General features: G+C 60.2%; 17 protein-coding genes. 9 read left to right on the top strand and 8 right to left on the bottom strand.

The features are described 5' to 3' along the window. Window positions 1-245 precede the first annotated feature (245 nt). The 3 genes from ACZ0AZ_RS26160 to ACZ0AZ_RS26150 all read left to right on the top strand — a co-directional run bounded on the left by ACZ0AZ_RS26160 (window position 246) and on the right by ACZ0AZ_RS26150 (window position 2,756). Window positions 246-995: a hypothetical protein gene (locus tag ACZ0AZ_RS26160; RefSeq protein ID WP_129999612.1), complete on the top strand. Its 750-nt coding sequence runs from the start codon at window positions 246-248 to the stop codon at window positions 993-995. Window positions 996-1,220: 225 nt separating this feature from the next. After that, window positions 1,221-2,006, top strand: coding sequence for a sulfite exporter TauE/SafE family protein (locus tag ACZ0AZ_RS26155; protein WP_039763409.1), 786 nt, complete (start codon window positions 1,221-1,223; stop codon window positions 2,004-2,006). A 186-nt stretch (window positions 2,007-2,192) separates the two neighbouring features. Continuing rightward, window positions 2,193-2,756 carry a DUF4174 domain-containing protein gene (locus ACZ0AZ_RS26150; protein ID WP_129999611.1) on the top strand — a complete coding sequence of 188 codons (564 nt, stop codon included), beginning with the start codon at window positions 2,193-2,195 and terminating at the stop codon, window positions 2,754-2,756. Between the two features lie 276 nt (window positions 2,757-3,032). On the opposite strand, the gene ampC is transcribed toward ACZ0AZ_RS26150, so the two are convergent. Further along, window positions 3,033-4,199, bottom strand: a complete 1,167-nt coding sequence (gene ampC / locus ACZ0AZ_RS26145; RefSeq protein ID WP_129999610.1) for a class C beta-lactamase — start codon at window positions 4,197-4,199, stop codon at window positions 3,033-3,035. A gap of 159 nt (window positions 4,200-4,358) precedes the next feature. Here ampC and ACZ0AZ_RS26140 point away from each other — a divergent pair, with 159 nt between their 5' ends. Next, on the top strand, window positions 4,359-5,231 hold the full coding sequence (locus ACZ0AZ_RS26140; RefSeq protein ID WP_129999609.1) for a LysR family transcriptional regulator: 873 nt from the start codon (window positions 4,359-4,361) through the stop codon (window positions 5,229-5,231). 127 nt (window positions 5,232-5,358) lie between these two features. Here ACZ0AZ_RS26140 and gudD read toward each other — a convergent pair whose 3' ends face one another. Both gudD and ACZ0AZ_RS26130 read right to left on the bottom strand, forming a co-directional pair. Then, a complete protein-coding gene (gene gudD / locus ACZ0AZ_RS26135) occupies window positions 5,359-6,702 on the bottom strand; it encodes a glucarate dehydratase (RefSeq protein WP_024013479.1) in 1,344 nt (447 codons plus the stop codon). Window positions 6,703-6,727: 25 nt separating this feature from the next. Continuing rightward, a complete protein-coding gene (locus ACZ0AZ_RS26130; RefSeq protein ID WP_039763397.1) occupies window positions 6,728-8,074 on the bottom strand; it encodes an MFS transporter in 1,347 nt (448 codons plus the stop codon). Between the two features lie 356 nt (window positions 8,075-8,430). On the opposite strand from ACZ0AZ_RS26130, the gene ACZ0AZ_RS26125 reads away from it, so the two are divergent. Together ACZ0AZ_RS26125 and ACZ0AZ_RS26120 are read left to right on the top strand one after the other, a co-directional pair. Beyond that, window positions 8,431-9,144: a FadR/GntR family transcriptional regulator gene (locus ACZ0AZ_RS26125; protein ID WP_129999608.1), complete on the top strand. Its 714-nt coding sequence runs from the start codon at window positions 8,431-8,433 to the stop codon at window positions 9,142-9,144. A 91-nt stretch (window positions 9,145-9,235) separates the two neighbouring features. Beyond that, the gene (locus ACZ0AZ_RS26120) at window positions 9,236-9,466 is read left to right on the top strand and encodes a hypothetical protein (RefSeq protein ID WP_129999607.1); all 231 of its coding nucleotides are present in this window, start codon (window positions 9,236-9,238) and stop codon (window positions 9,464-9,466) included. 131 nt (window positions 9,467-9,597) lie between these two features. On the opposite strand, the gene ACZ0AZ_RS26115 is transcribed toward ACZ0AZ_RS26120, so the two are convergent. Then, window positions 9,598-10,500 (bottom strand): DMT family transporter, encoded by a 903-nt coding sequence (locus ACZ0AZ_RS26115; protein WP_463538451.1) that lies wholly within the window; start codon window positions 10,498-10,500, stop codon window positions 9,598-9,600. 101 nt (window positions 10,501-10,601) lie between these two features. On the opposite strand from ACZ0AZ_RS26115, the gene ACZ0AZ_RS26110 reads away from it, so the two are divergent. Then, entirely contained in the window at window positions 10,602-11,483 is an 882-nt protein-coding gene (locus ACZ0AZ_RS26110; protein ID WP_463538450.1) for a LysR family transcriptional regulator, read from the top strand. A 185-nt stretch (window positions 11,484-11,668) separates the two neighbouring features. On the opposite strand, the gene trhP is transcribed toward ACZ0AZ_RS26110, so the two are convergent. Next, a complete protein-coding gene (gene trhP / locus ACZ0AZ_RS26105; RefSeq protein ID WP_463570613.1) occupies window positions 11,669-12,997 on the bottom strand; it encodes a prephenate-dependent tRNA uridine(34) hydroxylase TrhP in 1,329 nt (442 codons plus the stop codon). Window positions 12,998-13,153: 156 nt separating this feature from the next. On the opposite strand from trhP, the gene ACZ0AZ_RS26100 reads away from it, so the two are divergent. Beyond that, the gene (locus ACZ0AZ_RS26100; protein WP_039763392.1) at window positions 13,154-14,215 is read left to right on the top strand and encodes an AI-2E family transporter; all 1,062 of its coding nucleotides are present in this window, start codon (window positions 13,154-13,156) and stop codon (window positions 14,213-14,215) included. Here the strand turns inward: ACZ0AZ_RS26100 and ACZ0AZ_RS26095 are convergent. The 3 genes from ACZ0AZ_RS26095 to ACZ0AZ_RS26085 all read right to left on the bottom strand — a co-directional run bounded on the left by ACZ0AZ_RS26095 (window position 14,212) and on the right by ACZ0AZ_RS26085 (window position 15,304). Next, window positions 14,212-14,394, bottom strand: a complete 183-nt coding sequence (locus ACZ0AZ_RS26095; protein ID WP_016770690.1) for a hypothetical protein — start codon at window positions 14,392-14,394, stop codon at window positions 14,212-14,214. The genes ACZ0AZ_RS26100 and ACZ0AZ_RS26095 overlap by 4 nt on opposite strands. A 104-nt stretch (window positions 14,395-14,498) precedes the next feature. After that, window positions 14,499-14,693: a hypothetical protein gene (locus tag ACZ0AZ_RS26090; RefSeq protein ID WP_016770691.1), complete on the bottom strand. Its 195-nt coding sequence runs from the start codon at window positions 14,691-14,693 to the stop codon at window positions 14,499-14,501. Between the two features lie 230 nt (window positions 14,694-14,923). Next, window positions 14,924-15,304, bottom strand: a complete 381-nt coding sequence (locus ACZ0AZ_RS26085; protein WP_024013471.1) for a hypothetical protein — start codon at window positions 15,302-15,304, stop codon at window positions 14,924-14,926. Between the two features lie 243 nt (window positions 15,305-15,547). Here ACZ0AZ_RS26085 and ACZ0AZ_RS26080 point away from each other — a divergent pair, with 243 nt between their 5' ends. Beyond that, the gene (locus ACZ0AZ_RS26080; protein ID WP_129999603.1) at window positions 15,548-16,366 is read left to right on the top strand and encodes a shikimate 5-dehydrogenase; all 819 of its coding nucleotides are present in this window, start codon (window positions 15,548-15,550) and stop codon (window positions 16,364-16,366) included. Window positions 16,367-16,423 lie beyond the last annotated feature (57 nt).

The following is a 16,423-nucleotide window of genomic DNA, read 5'->3' as shown; positions in this document are numbered from 1 at the left end:
AGATCAAAAGATCGCAGCCTTCGGCAGCTCCTACCTGTCACTAGTCATGCTATTTGAGTCGAGAGAGAAGATTTATAGCGGATTTACCGCTTTTGGCAAATATAAAGTCCGACTAATTGACGGGCCGAAAATCACCGAAGGTCGGTAAACACCCCAGGCACTGCACTTTTTCGCAATCGGTGGCTCTATGCATGGCCAGGATGCGGTGACTCCCGCCGCACAGGAATGTGCCTGTCCGAGATTTCATGCCGAGTGTTTTTGCCCTGATCACCGTCGCTCACCGCCGCCCGTGCCTGCTGCTGGCCTGCCTGGTCTCGCTGTTGCTCGGCGGCTGCAGCCACCAGAACGGCAACGGCTTCTTCAATCAGATGCGTGAAGGGCAACCGCAGGAATTTTTGCAGACCAGCGTCGACCGCATGGCCACTCTGGCGATGCGCGACAACCTCGACAGCCTTTACCGGCTGATGGGCAAGCTCTACCTGCGCAACCCGGAAGAACTGCGCAAATCCGGCTTCCTCACTGTCAATGCGGCGGTCAAGCAGGTGCGTCTCGCCGTCGAGCAGCAGCAACCGCTGCCCGTGCTGGGCGGGCGCAAGGACCTGGCGGCGCTGAGCTACGCGATGAGTCCGGAATTCCTCGGCGACCGCGTCGGCGCCTTCATCTATGCGATCGGCAGCATGCTGGTTACCGCCCACGGCAATCGCACCGAGTTCTACATGACCGACGCGATCAACCCGACGTTCGTGCACAACGCCGCGCGCAACATCGAAAAAGCCATGTGGATTTTGTCGCAACGGCAGAACAAGGAAGGCCAGCCATTGCTGTTCTCCAACGAAATCTCGGAGGAGGGCAGCAACCTCAGCTTCGCCACCGAATTCAGCAAAATCGTCGCGCGCCTGGATCTGCTCACGCAGATGCTCGATGAGCGCTATCGCAGGATCGGCCTGAATTACGCGCAGAGTCTGCTGTTCCTGAATTTCTTGCCGGTGCAGTGAGCTGTAGCGCAAAGCTCCACTGTGGGAGCGAGCCTGCTCGCGAAAGCGTTGCGTCATTCAACTCCTCGGTCGGCTGATAAACCACCTTCGCGAGCAGGCTCGCTCCCACAGGGATCTACGGTGAGTTCGATATGGCATAACGATAGACCGCATCGATATATGTGGTTATAAGAAAAATCGCTATGCTGCGGGCCAGATTTTTCCTGTCGTTTTTTGGACGCTTGAATGGAATTGGCAAATTTCGGCCTGGTGATTGCCGGGCTGGTAGTAGGGTTCATCGTCGGCATGACCGGTGTCGGCGGCGGTTCGTTGATGACGCCGATCCTGCTGTGGTTCGGTATCAACCCGGCGACGGCAGTGGGGACTGACCTGCTGTATGCCGCCATCACTAAATCCAGCGGCGTCCTCGTTCACAGAAAAAACAAGAACATCGACTGGGCGATTACCGGTTGGCTGACCCTCGGCAGTGTGCCGGCGGTGGCCATGACCCTGTGGTTCCTCAGCACCCTGCACACCGCGCCGGACGCGATGAACGCCATCATCAAACAGGCGCTCGGCTTCGTCCTCTTCGCCACCGCCCTGGCAATCTTCTTCAAGAAACGCCTGCTCGAATTCGCCCACAAACGCGCGGGTGGCAACTACAACCCGAGCGGTTCGCGCCTGAATATCATGACGGTGATCACCGGTCTGATCCTCGGCACCATGGTCGCGCTGACCTCGATCGGCGCCGGCGCACTCGGCACCGTCGCCTTGTTCATCCTCTACCCGCTACTGCCAACCCGCCGCCTGGTCGGCACCGAAATCGCCCACGCCGTACCGCTGACCCTCGTCGCTGGCCTCGGCCACGCCAGCATGGGCAACATGGATTGGGGCGTGCTGGGTTTCCTGCTGATGGGCTCGCTGCCCGGCATCTGGCTCGGCAGCCACCTGACCGGTCGCATCTCCGACGAAGTCCTGCGCCCGTGCCTGGCGACGATGCTGGTGTTGATTGGTTACAAGTTGGCGTTCTGAGTCGGCCTGGAGAAAACACTTCCAATGCAGCGGCTGTAGGGATGTGCCGATGATCGCTCGCGCCATGTTGCGCAAAGTTCTCCCTGACCTAAGCTTCTGACAGGGCAATGCCTTTTTGCCAGACGCCGCCGGAACAATCGCCACGATGCGCAATCAGTAGTGCGTGGATATCAAAAGGAGATGCGCATGCTCATCAGGTCCCTGACCCTGACCCTCTTGCTGGCAATCGCCGGCCCCCTGTTCGCCGCCGACAGCGATTCACCCCTGGCCGGGGACGTGGGCCGCGCCCGCCCGCTGATCGTGATTGCGCAAAGCACCGTCGACCCGGTGTGGCTGAGCCTGAAAAAGGCACTGGAAGACCCGGCCAACAAAAAGGGCGTCACCGACCGCAACATCAAGGTCTACACCATTCTCAGCATGTCCGGCCAGCTCGACGGCAAGGACATGGGCCAGCAGGACACCATGGCCCTGCTGCGTTCGCTGAAGCTCGGTGCGGGGGCTTATCCGAAAGTGTTCCTGGTGGGCAAGGACGGCGAAACCAAGCTCTCCGCCTCGGGTGATGAAGCCAAGGCATTGAGCCTGGCGAAAATCTTCGAAACCATCGACGCCATGCCCGAAAAAGAAGCCGCCGCTGCGGCCGCCGCACAAACGCCTGCCACCACCGAACCGGAACCGGCGAAAGGTGCGAAGGGCGCCAAACCGAGCAAACCGGCGAAACCGAGCAAGCCGCCGCAGATGCCGGATGATTGATTGCGCGTTGACTGAATGAAGCAGAATCCCTGTGGGAGCTGGCAAAACAGCTCCCACATTTTTTTGTGAGATGCAGAGACCAAATGTGGGAGCGAGCCTGCTCGCGAAAGCGGTTTTTCGGGCGCTGAAAGGTGACTGATCCAGCGCATTCGCGAACAGGCTCGCTCGCACAAGTCGTCCGCTAATCGAAAGTCGTGGCAGCCTGCGGCAGCTCCATCATCAACCGAGTGAAACCCGATCCTGTAGAAGCTGCCGCAGGCTGCGATCTTTCGCTTTTTAATCCGCCAACGCCGCAAAAACCGCGTGCGCAATCTTTACCCGTTCGACGTTCGGGTAGTTCTTGTTGGCAAGAATCACGATGCCCATGTCCCGCGACGGCACAAACGCTACATACGCGCCAAAGCCCCGTGTAGAACCGGTTTTGTTGAACAGCACATTGGCCGGTTCAGTTTGCGGTGGAGTCAGCCACTCGACTTTGTGCGGCTCCATGGCCATTGGGGTCGAGTTGCCGTTCTGCAGTTTTTCCAGGCTGATCGGGTAGGCGTAGCGCTCCCAGCCGAGGCCTTGGGTCATGTCGCCGACGCGGTAATAACCGATGTGGGTGTTGGCGATGGCTTGGCGCAGATCCGGCGCGAGGCTGGCCGGTTTCAGCTGTGCCTGAACGTAACGCAGCAGGTCGGCGGCGCTGGTTTTGATGCCGTAGGCTTCGGCGTCGAGGGCGCCGGGGCTGACGCGTACCGGTTGGTCGGCGCTGTCGTAGCCTTGGGCGTAAAGCTTCGACTGCGCTGCCGGCACGCTGAGGAAGGTGTGCTGCAAGCCGAGTTTCGGCAGCAGGGTTTGCGTCATGGCCTGCTCGAAGGGCTGGCCGAGGCTTTTCGCTGTCAGGTAGCCGAACAGGCCCAGGCTCGGGTTGGAATACAGGCGATGGCTGCCGGCGGGAAACTGCGGTTTCCATTGTTGGTAATAGCCGAGCATTTTGTCGGAAGAATCTGCCTCAGCGGGGAATTGCAACGGCAGACCCCCAGCACTGTAGGTGCCCAGTTGCAGTACGCTGATATTGTCGAAAGCGCTGCCCTTGAGCTCAGGCCAGAGCTGGCTGGCCTTGCTCGACAGGTCGAGTTTGCCTGTGGCCTGGGCGTAACCGGCGAGGGTGGCGGTGAAGGTTTTACTCACCGAGCCGACTTCGAACAGGGTGTTTTCGCTGACCTTTTTTCCGGTGTCTTTCGCGGCGACTCCGTAGTTAAAGTAATGCGCCTGGCCGTTCAGCGTGATCGCCACGGTCAGCCCCGGGATGTTGTTTTGTTGCATCACCGGGGTCACGGCTTGGCTGACCAGTGCCTGTAATTGCGCATCGCTCGGCGTGACGGCATGACTGGCAGCGCTGACGAAGAACAGGGTGAAAGCACTATAGAAAAAGGCCTTGCTCGGTTTTAAGAAACGCATGAGTGAATCACTCTCCATGAGTGTCGATTGTTGTATCCCGCTACACTGCGGGTGATTTTTCATCGGATGGCCGATCAGCGCGGCCAATTTAGGCACTTCGCCGGCCCTCGACAAACGATGAAAACTCGCACGAGCCATTAGAAAAATTTGAGGCAACGCATGATTCGACCGCAACTGCCGCTCAACGCTCTGCGCGCGTTTGAAGCCTCGGCGCGCCACCTGAGCTTCACCCGTGCTGCCGTCGAGCTTTGTGTGACGCAAGCGGCGGTGAGCCATCAGGTCAAAAGCCTGGAAGCGCAACTCAACCTGACCCTGTTCAAACGCCTGCCCCGTGGGCTGATGCTGACCAGTGAAGGCGAAACCTTGCTGCCGGTGCTCAGCACCTCATTCGATCATATTGCACAGATGCTCGAGCGTCTGGCCGGGGGGCAGTATCGCGACATGCTGACGGTCGGCGCAGTGGGCACGTTTGCCGTGGGCTGGTTGTTGCCGAGGCTGGCGGACTTTCGGGGGAAATATCCACTGATCGATTTACGCCTCTCGACGAATAACAACCGGGTCGATGTGGCGGCAGAAGGACTGGATTATGCGATTCGTTTCGGCGCTGGCGCCTGGCATGGCATCGAGGCGACACGCTTGCTCGATGCGCCGTTGTCGGTCTTGTGCGTGCCGGAGATTGCCCGGCAACTGCGCTCGCCGGCTGACTTGTTGCAGCAGACCTTGCTGCGTTCCTATCGCACCGATGAATGGCCAGAGTGGTTTCACGCGGCAGGTTTGGCGACGCAAGCCGCGCCACCGCAAAGCATCGTTTTCGATTCGTCGCTGGCGATGATGGAAGCCGCACTGCAGGGCGGCGGGGTGGCGTTGGCGCCGCCGCTGATGTTCGCCCGGCAACTGGCAGCAGATGCGATTTGCCAGCCGTTTGCGATCGAGATCACCACCGGCAGTTACTGGCTGACGCGGTTGCAATCGCGAGCGGAAACGGTGGCGATGAAAGCGTTCAAGGCGTGGTTGCTGCAAGTTTCTGCCTGACACAAAACCCCTTTGTGGGAGCGAGCCTGCTCGCGAAAGCGGTGTATCAGCGACAGCACTATCGACTGACCTGACGCCTTCGCGAGCAGGCTCGCTCCCACAATTGCAATCAGCGACGCCTGCTGGATCACCGCACCAGACACGGCCGCTTGTTATCGAATTTCCACCCCGGAATCAGGAACTGCATTGCCACGCTGTCATCCCGCGCGCCGAGGCCCATGCCTTTGTACAGTTCGTGGGCCTTGGCCACTTGATCCATGTCCAGCTCCACGCCCAGCCCGGGTTTTTTCGGCACCTGCACGAGACCATCGACAATCTGCAGCGGTGCCTTGGTCAGGCGCTGGCCGTCCTGCCAGATCCAGTGAGTGTCGATGGCGGTGATCTCGCCCGGTGCGGCGGCGGCGACGTGGGTGAACATGGCCAGGGAAATATCGAAGTGGTTGTTGGAATGCGAGCCCCAGGTCAGGCCCCACTCATGGCACATCTGCGCGACGCGTACCGAACCCTGCATGGTCCAGAAGTGCGGGTCGGCCAGCGGGATGTCCACTGACTGCAACTGAATCGCGTGGCCCATTTCACGCCAGTCGGTGGCGATCATGTTGGTCGCGGTTTTCAGCCCGGTGGCGCGGCGGAATTCAGCCATGACTTCGCGCCCGGAATAACCGTTTTCGGCACCGCACGGATCTTCGGCGTAGGCGAGTACGTGGTGCTGATCGCGGCACAGACGAATCGCCTCTTTCAGCGACCATGCGCCGTTCGGATCGAGGGTGATTCGCGCTTCAGGGAAGCGCTCGGCCAGTGCCGTGACCGCTTCGATTTCGGCATCGCCGCTGAGCACGCCGCCCTTGAGTTTGAAATCCTTGAAACCGTACTTGGCGTGCGCCGCCTCCGCCAGACGCACGACCGCTTCGGCGGTCATGGCTTTCTCGTGGCGGACACGGAACCAGTCGTTGTCGGCATCCGGTTCGCTGCGATAGGCCAGATCGGTTTCGTGTTGATCGCCAACGTAAAACAGATAACCGAGCATCTTCACTTCGTCGCGTTGCTGGCCTTCACCGAGCAGCGCCGCCACCGGCACGTCCAGATGTTGGCCGAGCAGGTCGAGGAGGGCGGCTTCCAGGCCGGTGACCGCGTGAATGGTGATGCGCAGGTCGAACGTCTGCAGGCCACGGCCACCGGCATCGCGGTCGGCGAAGGTCTGGCGCACCTGGTTGAGGATCTTCTGGTAGGTGCCGATGGGGCTGCCGACCACCAGATTGCGTGCATCTTCCAGTGTCTGGCGAATGCGCTCGCCACCGGGCACTTCGCCGACGCCGGTGTGGCCGGCGTTGTCCTTGAGGATGACGATGTTGCGGGTGAAAAACGGCCCGTGGGCGCCGCTCAGGTTGAGCAGCATGCCGTCGTGACCGGCCACCGGAATGACCTGCATGTCGGTGATGATCGGAGCTTTGGCGGTATCGTGAACAGTCATTATTGTTTTCCTTGTCGAGACGAAGTCAGGCGTGTTTCGGTGCGGCGTCGGCCACAGCTTTTTCAGCAGCGGGTTTCGGCGTGGTGCGCGCGGCGAAGACGATGATTGCGGCGATGATCGAGGTCGCGGCCAGACCATAGAGGCCGCCCTGGATCGAGCCGGTGTGTTGCTCCAGCAGGCCGAAGGTGGTCGGCGCGACGAAGCCGCCGAGGTTGCCCACCGAGTTGATCAGCGCGATCACTGCCGCCGCGATACGAGCGTCCAGATAAGCCTGGGGAATCGGCCAGAACAGCGACGAGGCGGATTTGAAACCCAGTGCCGCAAAGCAGATCGCGACGAAGGCAAAGATCGGCCCGCCCGTGGTGGACATGAACATGCCGGCTGCGGCGATCAGCAGCGCCGTGGCGACCCACGCTTGCTGATGCTTCCACTTCGCCGACAGCGAGGCGAAGGCGTACATGCCGACGATCGACAGCAACCATGGAATCGAGTTGAACAGGCCGACCTGCACGTCGCTGAGTTCGCCCATCTTCTTGATGATGCTCGGCAGCCAGAAGGTCGCCGCGTAAATGGTCAGCTGAATGAAGAAGTAGATCAGGCAGAACAGAATGATCTGCCGGTCCTTGAGCAGTTTGCCCAGCGACGGCCGGATCGGCGTCGCGGCTTCGCGGGCCTTTTGCTCGTCGTCGATGGCGCTGACCAGCGCATCCTGTTCGGCGCGGCTCAGCCATTTTGCGTCGTGGGGTTTTGCATCCAGCCAGAACCAGACAAAGACGCACAGGCACACCGAGAACATCCCCTCGATGAAGTACATCCACTGCCAGCCGTGCATGCCCAGGCCATTGATCTGCAGTAGCAGGCCGGACAGCGGACCGGAGATCAGCGAGGCCACGGCCGAGCCGCTGAGAAAGATCGCGATCGCCTTGCCACGCTCGACGCCTGGCAGCCAACGGGTGAAGTAATAGATCACCCCGGGAAAGAATCCGGCCTCGGCGACACCGAGCAGGAAACGCAAAATGTAGAAGTGGGTTTCGTTCTGGATGAACGCCATGCAGGCGGCGACTATGCCCCAGGTGAACATGATGCGGGTCAGCCAGATGCGTGCGCCGACTTTTTGCAGAAGCATGTTCGAAGGCACTTCGAACAGCGCGTAACCGATAAAGAACAGCCCGGCGCCGAAGCCATAGGCGGCAGCACCAATGCCCAGATCGGTTTCCATGTGGGTGCGGACGAAACCGATGTTCACCCGGTCAATGTAATTGACGATGAACATGATCACGAAGAGCGGCAGGACGTGGCGTTTGACTTTGGAGATGGCTGAGGCGAGCGTCGGATCGACGCTTTCCTGCATCCCCGAGATGGAGGTTTTCACTGATGTTTCTCCCACTGATTATTTTTATGCGGGTAGGTCTGGGTGCTGCGTTGTTGATAGACATCATACAACTGCGCTTTTTTGTCCTACAAGTGGGCGGAGGTGATTAAATTCTTATGAGCGTTCTGATTTTTATACGAAAATTCGGTTATACGCCGTATTTATTAGGCGATTGGCAAGCATGATGGGGCGCCACTTTGGACTTATGGCTGGGGGTGGGCGTAGGCAGGCCGCTCAACAGACCTGAGTTAATTGAGTGTTGTCATACAAGTTGGGGCGCTCTCAACCGCTCAAATCAATCTCAACCGTCATCCTGCAGTGCTACGATCGGCAAGCCCCGATCTCCGGAACCGACCATGCAAGAAGACTTCGACGCGCCCGCGCGCAAACGCACGCACAATCTCGCTCATGACCTGGTGGAAAAGCTCACCCAGAGCATCCTGCTCGGACAACTGTCGCCCGGTGACAAACTGCCGTCGGAGAATTCCATCGTTCAGGAACACGGGGTCAGCCGCACGGTGGTGCGCGAGGCGATTTCCAAGTTGCAGGCCTCGGGGCTGGTCGAGACGCGCCACGGCATCGGTACCTTCGTGATCGAGCGCGCAGCGGAGCAGGGCCTGCGCCTGAATGTCGACACGGCGCTTGGTGTGCGCAGCATCCTCGAATTGCGCATGGGTCTGGAGACGCAAGCGGCGGCGTTGGCCGCGCAGCGACGCAGTGAGCAGCAGTTGCAGCAAATGCGTCAGGCGCTGGATGACTATCAGCGGCTGCTGGCCAACAACGACAGTTGCGTGGAGGCCGATCGGCGTTTTCATCTGTTGATCGCCGAGGCCACCGGCAACGCTTGTTTCAGCGAGATCATGCAGCACTTGGGCAACGCGATGATCCCGCGCAATCGGCTGAATGCCGCCGAACGCGGCGCGGCGGATCTGAGCAAGCTCGGACACTTGGCGAATCTGGAACACGAGGCGATTCTGAATGCGATCAAGCGTCAGGACGCCGATGCCGCCCGCGCCGCCATGTGGCTGCACCTGACCAACAGTCGTGATCGCTTTATCGCCCAGGGCTGATGCCGCTGGTCTGATCTACCGCACGCCCTCGACATCCGCGCTTCCAAGTAATACGTCCTGGATAATCCGGGCCTGTATTGTGAGGTGCAGCATGGCTGATGACGCACTTGTTCCCGGTGGCATGGCGCCCACCGACCAGACCCGCCCCGTATCCGGCACCGACGAGCCGACGCTGAGCGATCACGATGCGCCGCCGGGGATGGACCCGGGGCGCGATCCACTGAGCGATGCCGACCGTCCGGACGACTGGAAGGATCCGCCGGATGACGACGATGTACCGCCGGCGGATGAGCCGACACCGTTGTCGGATGATATGCGCTGAGGTCTGGATTATTCATTGAGTGGGCCGGCCTCTTCGCGAGCAGGCTCGCTCCCACAATGGATGTATGTACGACACAGATCCACTGTGGGAGCGAGCCTGCTCGCGAAGACGGCATCGGATTCACAGCAGATTCACGCCTTGGTCTCAACTGCCCGAACGACCCCAGGCCCACGCTCCAGATTCAACGCCAACACACTGATCAACACCACCACCGCCCCCATCAGAACCATCAACGTCGGCCGTTCCCCCAATCCCCACGACGCGATTCCCATGGCTGTCGGCGGTATCAGATACAAAGTCATCGTCGCTCGACTCAAATCCACATGCTTGAGCACGAAGCCCCAGGCCAGATACGCCAGAGCGCTGGGAAACATCCCCAACATCAGCACCGCCCACTGCGCACGCGCCGGCGCCTGCATCACGGCGTCAGCCAGCCCCGGCAGATAAATCAGCAACAGCAACGTCCCCGACCACACCGCGTAGCAGCCCAGGCTGAAACCGTCATACCGCCGCGCATGATGCTTTTGCAGGGCGAAATAGAGGCTCCAGGAAAGCGCCGCCAACAAAATCAGCAAGCCATGGGCATCGATAGCGCCCAGGCCTCTATCGCCACTGACCACGATCACCACGCCGACAAATCCAAGCAACACGCAACCCCAGCGCCAGATGCTGACGCAGTCCTTGAAGACGAATCGCGCCAGCAGCGTGCTGAACAACGGGCTCGATTGCGCCAGCACGCTGGAAGCCCCGGCACTGATGTTTTGCTGGCCGATGTTCAGGGCGACGTGATGCAGGCTGACGGCAAAGAAGCCCAAGGCAAACAGCAACGGCACATCGCGCCACTGCGGCAAGCGAATGCCCTTGACGATGGCGATCAGCGCCATCAACAGCGAGGCCAGCAGAAAACGCAGCAAGGCCAGATGTCCGGGCTCATACCCTTGCAAGCCGATGTGAATGCCAGTAGGCGAATAGCCCCAGCAGCCGATGACAAACGCCATGGCCAGGATAATTTTGCAGTTAGAAGTTGAAGTCATGATCGAGGCACCAAGGCAGTGGATGCGCCGAGTATCCGGGCGCCCGATCATTCGTCACAACTGACTTATACTGCGCTGACTGTTCACTCAGAGTGATGATTATGGAGCTGGCGCAAATCCGCATGTTCAAGACCGTGGCCGAGGTCGGCAGCATTGCTCGCGCCGCCGAAAAGCTGTTCTGCGTGCCATCGAATATTACTGCGCGGATCAAAGCGCTGGAGACCGAATTGGGCGTAGCGCTGTTCTTGCGCGAGGGGCGCGGGTTGCGCATCAGCCCGGCGGGGCAGACCTTTCTGGTTTATGCGGAAAAGATTCTGGCGCTGACCGTCGAAGCCAAACGCGCGCTCGACCCGGCCGCCGAGCCGTCCGGACCGCTGCGTATTGGCGCGATCGAGTCCTCGGCGACCGGGCGCTTGCCGCGCCTGCTGGCGAAATTCCACAAGCGCTACCCGCAAGTCGCACTGGAACTGACCACCGGAACCTGGAGCCAGTTGCTCGACGACACTGTCAACCATCGTCTCGATGGCGCGATCGTGGCGGTAGATGTCGAACGTGCTCAGCTCAAACGCACGCCGATGTATCCAGAGGAATTGTTACTGATCGCCTCGACTTCATTCGGCCCGGTGCGTGACATCGCGGATCTGCAAGACAAAACCCTGTTCATGTGGCCACCGGGTTGCCCATACCGCGCGGCACTTGAGCATTGGTTACTGCGCCGAGGGCAGGCGCTGCCGATTGTCAGTCTGGCCAGTTACGGAGCGATTGTCGGCTGCGTCAGCGCCGGTGCCGGGGTGGCGCTGGTGCCCAAGGGCGTGTTCGAGCAGTACGCCAAAGGTGCGGGCTGCGTGGGTCATGAATTTGCCGAACTGACGGCGATCGAGAATTTGTTTTACTGGCATGAGAATGCAGGCGTGCATCCCGCGCGGGAGGCGTTTGTGGGGATGTTGCGGGAGGAGTTTGCCGACGCAAGGTTGCGACAGTGATCGTTGTCGGATGATAGGTGCTGAGGTCTGGTGTTTTTTGCTGAGTTCGCCGGCCTCTTCGCGAGCAGGCTCGCTCCCACAGGGAGTTTTTGTCATTCACTGTGGGAGCGAGCCTGCTCGCGAAGACGGCATCGGCTTCACCAGCAAATCACGGCCAAGCTGCGATTGCCAGACAGGATCGCCAGTCAACCAACTCGCAAATCCCGCATCAACAACCCAAAGCGCAAGTCCACCGCGTCCGGTATCGGCACGTAGACCGTATGCCCGTCCCCCGGCGCCACTTTGATCGCTTGGCCGCTGACACTCTGCAACTCATGCAGATCAAAATGGAAATTGCCCTTGGGCGTCATCAGTTCCAGATGATCGCCTACGGCAAAACGATTCTTCACTTTCACCTCGGCCAGGCGATCCCGGCGCTCGCCGGTCAGCTCGCCAACGAACTGCTGACGCTCCGACACGGAACTGCCGTGCTGGTAGTTCTGATATTCGTCATGCACATGGCGGCGCAGAAAACCTTCGGTGTAGCCGCGCTGGGCCAGCGACTCCAGATCCAGCATCAGGCTGCGATCAAACGCGCGCCCGGCCACCGCATCATCAATCGCCCGGCGATACACCTGCGTGGTGCGTGCGCAGTAGAAGTGCGATTTGGTCCGGCCCTCGATCTTCAGCGAATGCACGCCCATGCGCGTCAGCCGCTCGACATGCTGCACGGCGCGCAGGTCCTTGGCGTTCATGATGTAGGTGCCGTGTTCGTCTTCGAAGGCTGGCATCAATGCCTCGGGCCGGTTGGTTTCCTGCAACAGAAAGACCTGGTCGGTCGGTGCGCCGAGGCCTAGCGTGGGCTCGGGTTGAAAGGTCTGGACGATCTCGCCGAGCTGGTTTTGCGTGGCTTCCTGCGCCGTGTATTTCCAGCGGCAGGCGTTGGTGCAGGTGCCCTGATTGGCATCGCGTTTGTTCATGTAACCGGACAGCAGGCAGCGCCCGGAATAGGCCATGCACAGCGCGCCATGCACGAATACTTCCAGCTCCATGCCTGGCACCTGCTCGCGGATTTCACCGATTTCTTCCAGGGACAGTTCGCGCGAAAGAATGATCCGGCTCAGCCCCTGTTGCTGCCAGAACTCGACGCTCGCCCAATTCACCGTATTGGCCTGTACCGACAGATGAATCGGCATCTGCGGATAATGCCGGCGCACCAGCATGATCAGGCCCGGATCGGACATGATCAGCGCATCCGGGGCCATCTCGATCACCGGCGCCAGATCCTTGAGAAACGTCTTCAGTTTGGCGTTGTGCGGGGCGATGTTGACCACCACGTAGAAGCGCTTGCCCTGCGCCTGCGCCTCTCGAATGCCCAGCGCCAGGTTGGCGTGGTCGAATTCGTTGTTGCGCACCCGCAGGCTGTAGCGCGGCTGGCCGGCGTAGACCGCATCGCCGCCGTAGGCGAAGGCGTAACGCATGTTTTTCAGGGTGCCGGCGGGGGCGAGAAGCTCGGGGGCAATGAGAGTCTGCATTTGGCTGTCGGTCGCAAAAGCCGCGCAGGGTAGGGGAGATGTTGCGAGGGTTTATTGATCTGGATCTATGCTCCATGAATAAACATGGCACTCGCGCGCGCGGCGGCTGACTAAGTGGGGCGGGCGTGCGTGACGCCTGACTGACATGGACCGGATATGAACGAAAAGAGTCTGCAATTCAAATCCCTGACAGTGCTGCTGGTGCTGGTCACGGTGGCCTTTATCTGGATTCTGCTGCCGTTTTACGGCGCGGTGTTCTGGGCTGTGATCCTCGGCATTCTGTTTGCGCCGGTGCAGCGCAAGGTGCAGCTGAAATTCGGCTGGCCACGCAACGTGACCTCGCTGTGCACCTTGAGCCTGTGCCTGGTGATCGCGATTCTGCCAGTGATCATCGTCAGCATCCTGCTGGTGCAGGAAGGCGCGACGGTTTACAAGAACATCGAAAGCGGTGAGTTGGACATCGCCGCCTATCTGGCGCAGTTCAAGCACAGCCTGCCGCCGTACTTTCAGCACTTGCTCGACCGCTTCGGCATGGGCGAACTCGACAGCCTGCGCGAGAAAATCGTCAAAACGGCGATGCAGGGCAGCCAGGTGCTGGCGACTCAGGCGTTCAGTTTCGGCCAGGGCACGTTTGAATTCGTGGTGAGCTTTTTCATCATGCTGTATCTGCTGTTTTTCTTTCTGCGAGACGGCCCCGAGCTGGCGCGCAAGATGCGCACCGCCGTGCCACTGGAGGAAAACCACAAGCGTCGCCTGCAACTGAAGTTCAACCGCGTGGTGCGCGCGACGGTCAAGGGCAACGTGGTAGTGGCCGTGACCCAGGGTGCGCTGGGCGGGCTGATCTTCTGGTTTCTCGACATTCCCAGCGCGTTGCTGTGGGCGGTGCTGATGGCGTTTCTGTCGCTGTTGCCAGCAGTGGGCGCTGGGATTGTCTGGGCGCCGGTGGCGGTGTACTTCCTGCTCAGCGGGATGATCTGGCAGGGTGTGGTGTTGGGCTTGTTCGGCGTATTCGTGATCGGCCTGGTCGATAACGTGCTGCGCCCGATTCTGGTGGGCAAGGACACGAAAATGCCCGATTACCTGATTCTGGTGTCGACCCTGGGCGGCCTCGCGGTCTTCGGCCTCAACGGCTTTGTGATCGGGCCGCTGATTGCCGCATTGTTCCTGTCGAGCTGGGCGCTGTTCGTCGAGACCAAGCCCAAGGTGCAGCTGCCTTAGGCATGAAACGTGTTGCTGGCGACTTGTTGCGACAAGGCCTGTGCTGCTGGCAAGGAGGTGAGCGGGCCGCTGATCGGCTCGCCATCGCGCACCAGATACCAGCAAGCGAGCAAACCGGATGCACGCAGCGAAGCGGGAACTGCGCTGCCGATCACCGACATGATTTGAACCTGTGCCATGGGAAAACCCTCCATCAAACTGATGGGGCTACCTTAGGGATTTGCCGGCACGACGGACAATCAACGCTTTCGATAGTGGTCATTGATGCCAGTGAGGTCTGGCGTCATTCCACCACTTGATCGAGCATGTGCATGACTTCGCGTTCATTGAGCAGGCCCTTGTGCACCAGGTTTTCGGCGAGCAGGGACAGCAGCTTGGCGCAGCGATGGCCTTCCAGGTGCTTGAGCTCGGTGAGCGCGCTGTAGACCTTGCTCGAGGTGCACAGACCAACGATGCGGTGCGGGTTTTGGGTGGGCATACAGTCGTCCTTGTTGTTATCGATCTGTTGTTTACGGACGGATTCAGATTGCGGTTCCGTCATGACAAAGTGGTGACCGTTTGATGAAAAAAAGCCCAACGGTCGATTCCATCATGCCGACTTTAGCTGCTCACACTGTCCTCACAGCGACCTCGGCGCGATTTTTTCAGACCTTCGCCGACCAGCGGTCATAAAAAAGCCCCGCTCGAAAGCAGGGCTCTGTGTTGCGCTTACCAGCGTGGACCACCGTAGTAACCGTGTGGGCCGCCGTAATAGCCGTGGGGCCGACCGTAATAACCGCGAGGCGGGCCGTAATAGACCGGGGCCGGCTGTACGTAAACCGGTTGCTGCACATACACCGGCGCCGGTTGGTAATAGACCGGTGGTGGCGGTTGCTGCACGTAGACCGGTTGCGGCTGTACATAAACCGGCTGCTGCTGCACGTACACCGGCCGATCCTGGTTGATCAGTGCCGAGCCGATGATGGCCGAGCCGACGATCGCGCCAAACACTGCAGGGCCCTGCCAGCCATGGCCACCACCCGCTTCAGCCTGGCCGGTGACGGCAAGTGCGCCAATCAACAAAGCCATGATGGGAAGTTTACGAATCATGATAAGTCCTCGGTTCTTCGACCCGGCGGCTGGGCCTGAACCAGGCCCACAGTTGTCGCGGGGATACAGCTAAGACAGCAAATTTGCGAAATTCAGCACAGCCGCTGGGTAAATTTTGTGTAAGGTCTGTAGCGGCTTCTTTACCCGGCTGCGCGGCGCCACAAACAAGCCTGAATGATGATCCAGAACCCGGTGGGCTGGCCAATCCCGTCCATCCGAAAGTGCGTTTGAAGGAGAAGTTTCATGCAGATGAACCCGAACAAAGACACCCAACTGTGCATGTCCCTGTCGGGGCGGCCGGGGAATTTCGGTCTGCGTTTTCACAACCATTTGTATGAACAGCTGGGCCTGAATTTCTATTACAAGGCATTCAGCAGCCAGGACCTGACCGGCGCGGTCGGCGGCATCCGGGCACTGGGCATTCGCGGCTGCGGCGTGTCGATGCCGTTCAAGGAAGCCTGCATTGCGCTGGTCGATGAGCTGGATGCGTCGGCGGCGGCGATCCAGTCGATCAACACCATCGTCAACACTGGCGGCCACCTCAAGGCCTACAACACCGATTACATCGCCGTCGCGCAATTGCTGGAAAGCCACGCGGTGCCGAAAGATTCGACCTTCGCCCTGCGTGGCAGCGGCGGCATGGCCAAAGCGGTGGCCAGCGCCCTGCGCGATGGTGGGTACAAGAACGGTTTGATTGTCGCCCGTAACGAACGCGCCGGCCGCGCCCTGGCGGATTCGCTGGGTTATCGCTGGCAGGCCGAGCTGGGTGACGAGCGCCCGCAGATGCTGATCAATGTCACCCCGGTAGGCATGGACGGCGGGCCGGAGGCGGGGCAACTGGCGTTCGAGCCTGAAGTGATCAAAGCGGCTGAGACTGTATTCGACGTGGTGGCGATTCCGTCGGAAACACCGCTGATCGTGCGTGCGCGGGCCGAGGGCAAGCGAGTGATCACCGGGCTTGAGGTGATCGCGATTCAGGCGCTCGAGCAGTTTGTGCTGTACACCGGGTTGCGGCCGAATGAGGCGCAGTTTGCGGCGGCGGTGGCGTTTGCGCGTAGCTGATCGGGTTTGAAGTGGCGTGGCGGGCCTCTTCGCGAGCAGGCTCGCTCCCACAGGTTG

The organism is Pseudomonas sp. AC239 (assembly GCF_979258545.1).
The sequence above is the reverse complement of the archived record's forward strand: the minus strand, read 5'-3'. Positions and strand labels throughout refer to the sequence as shown.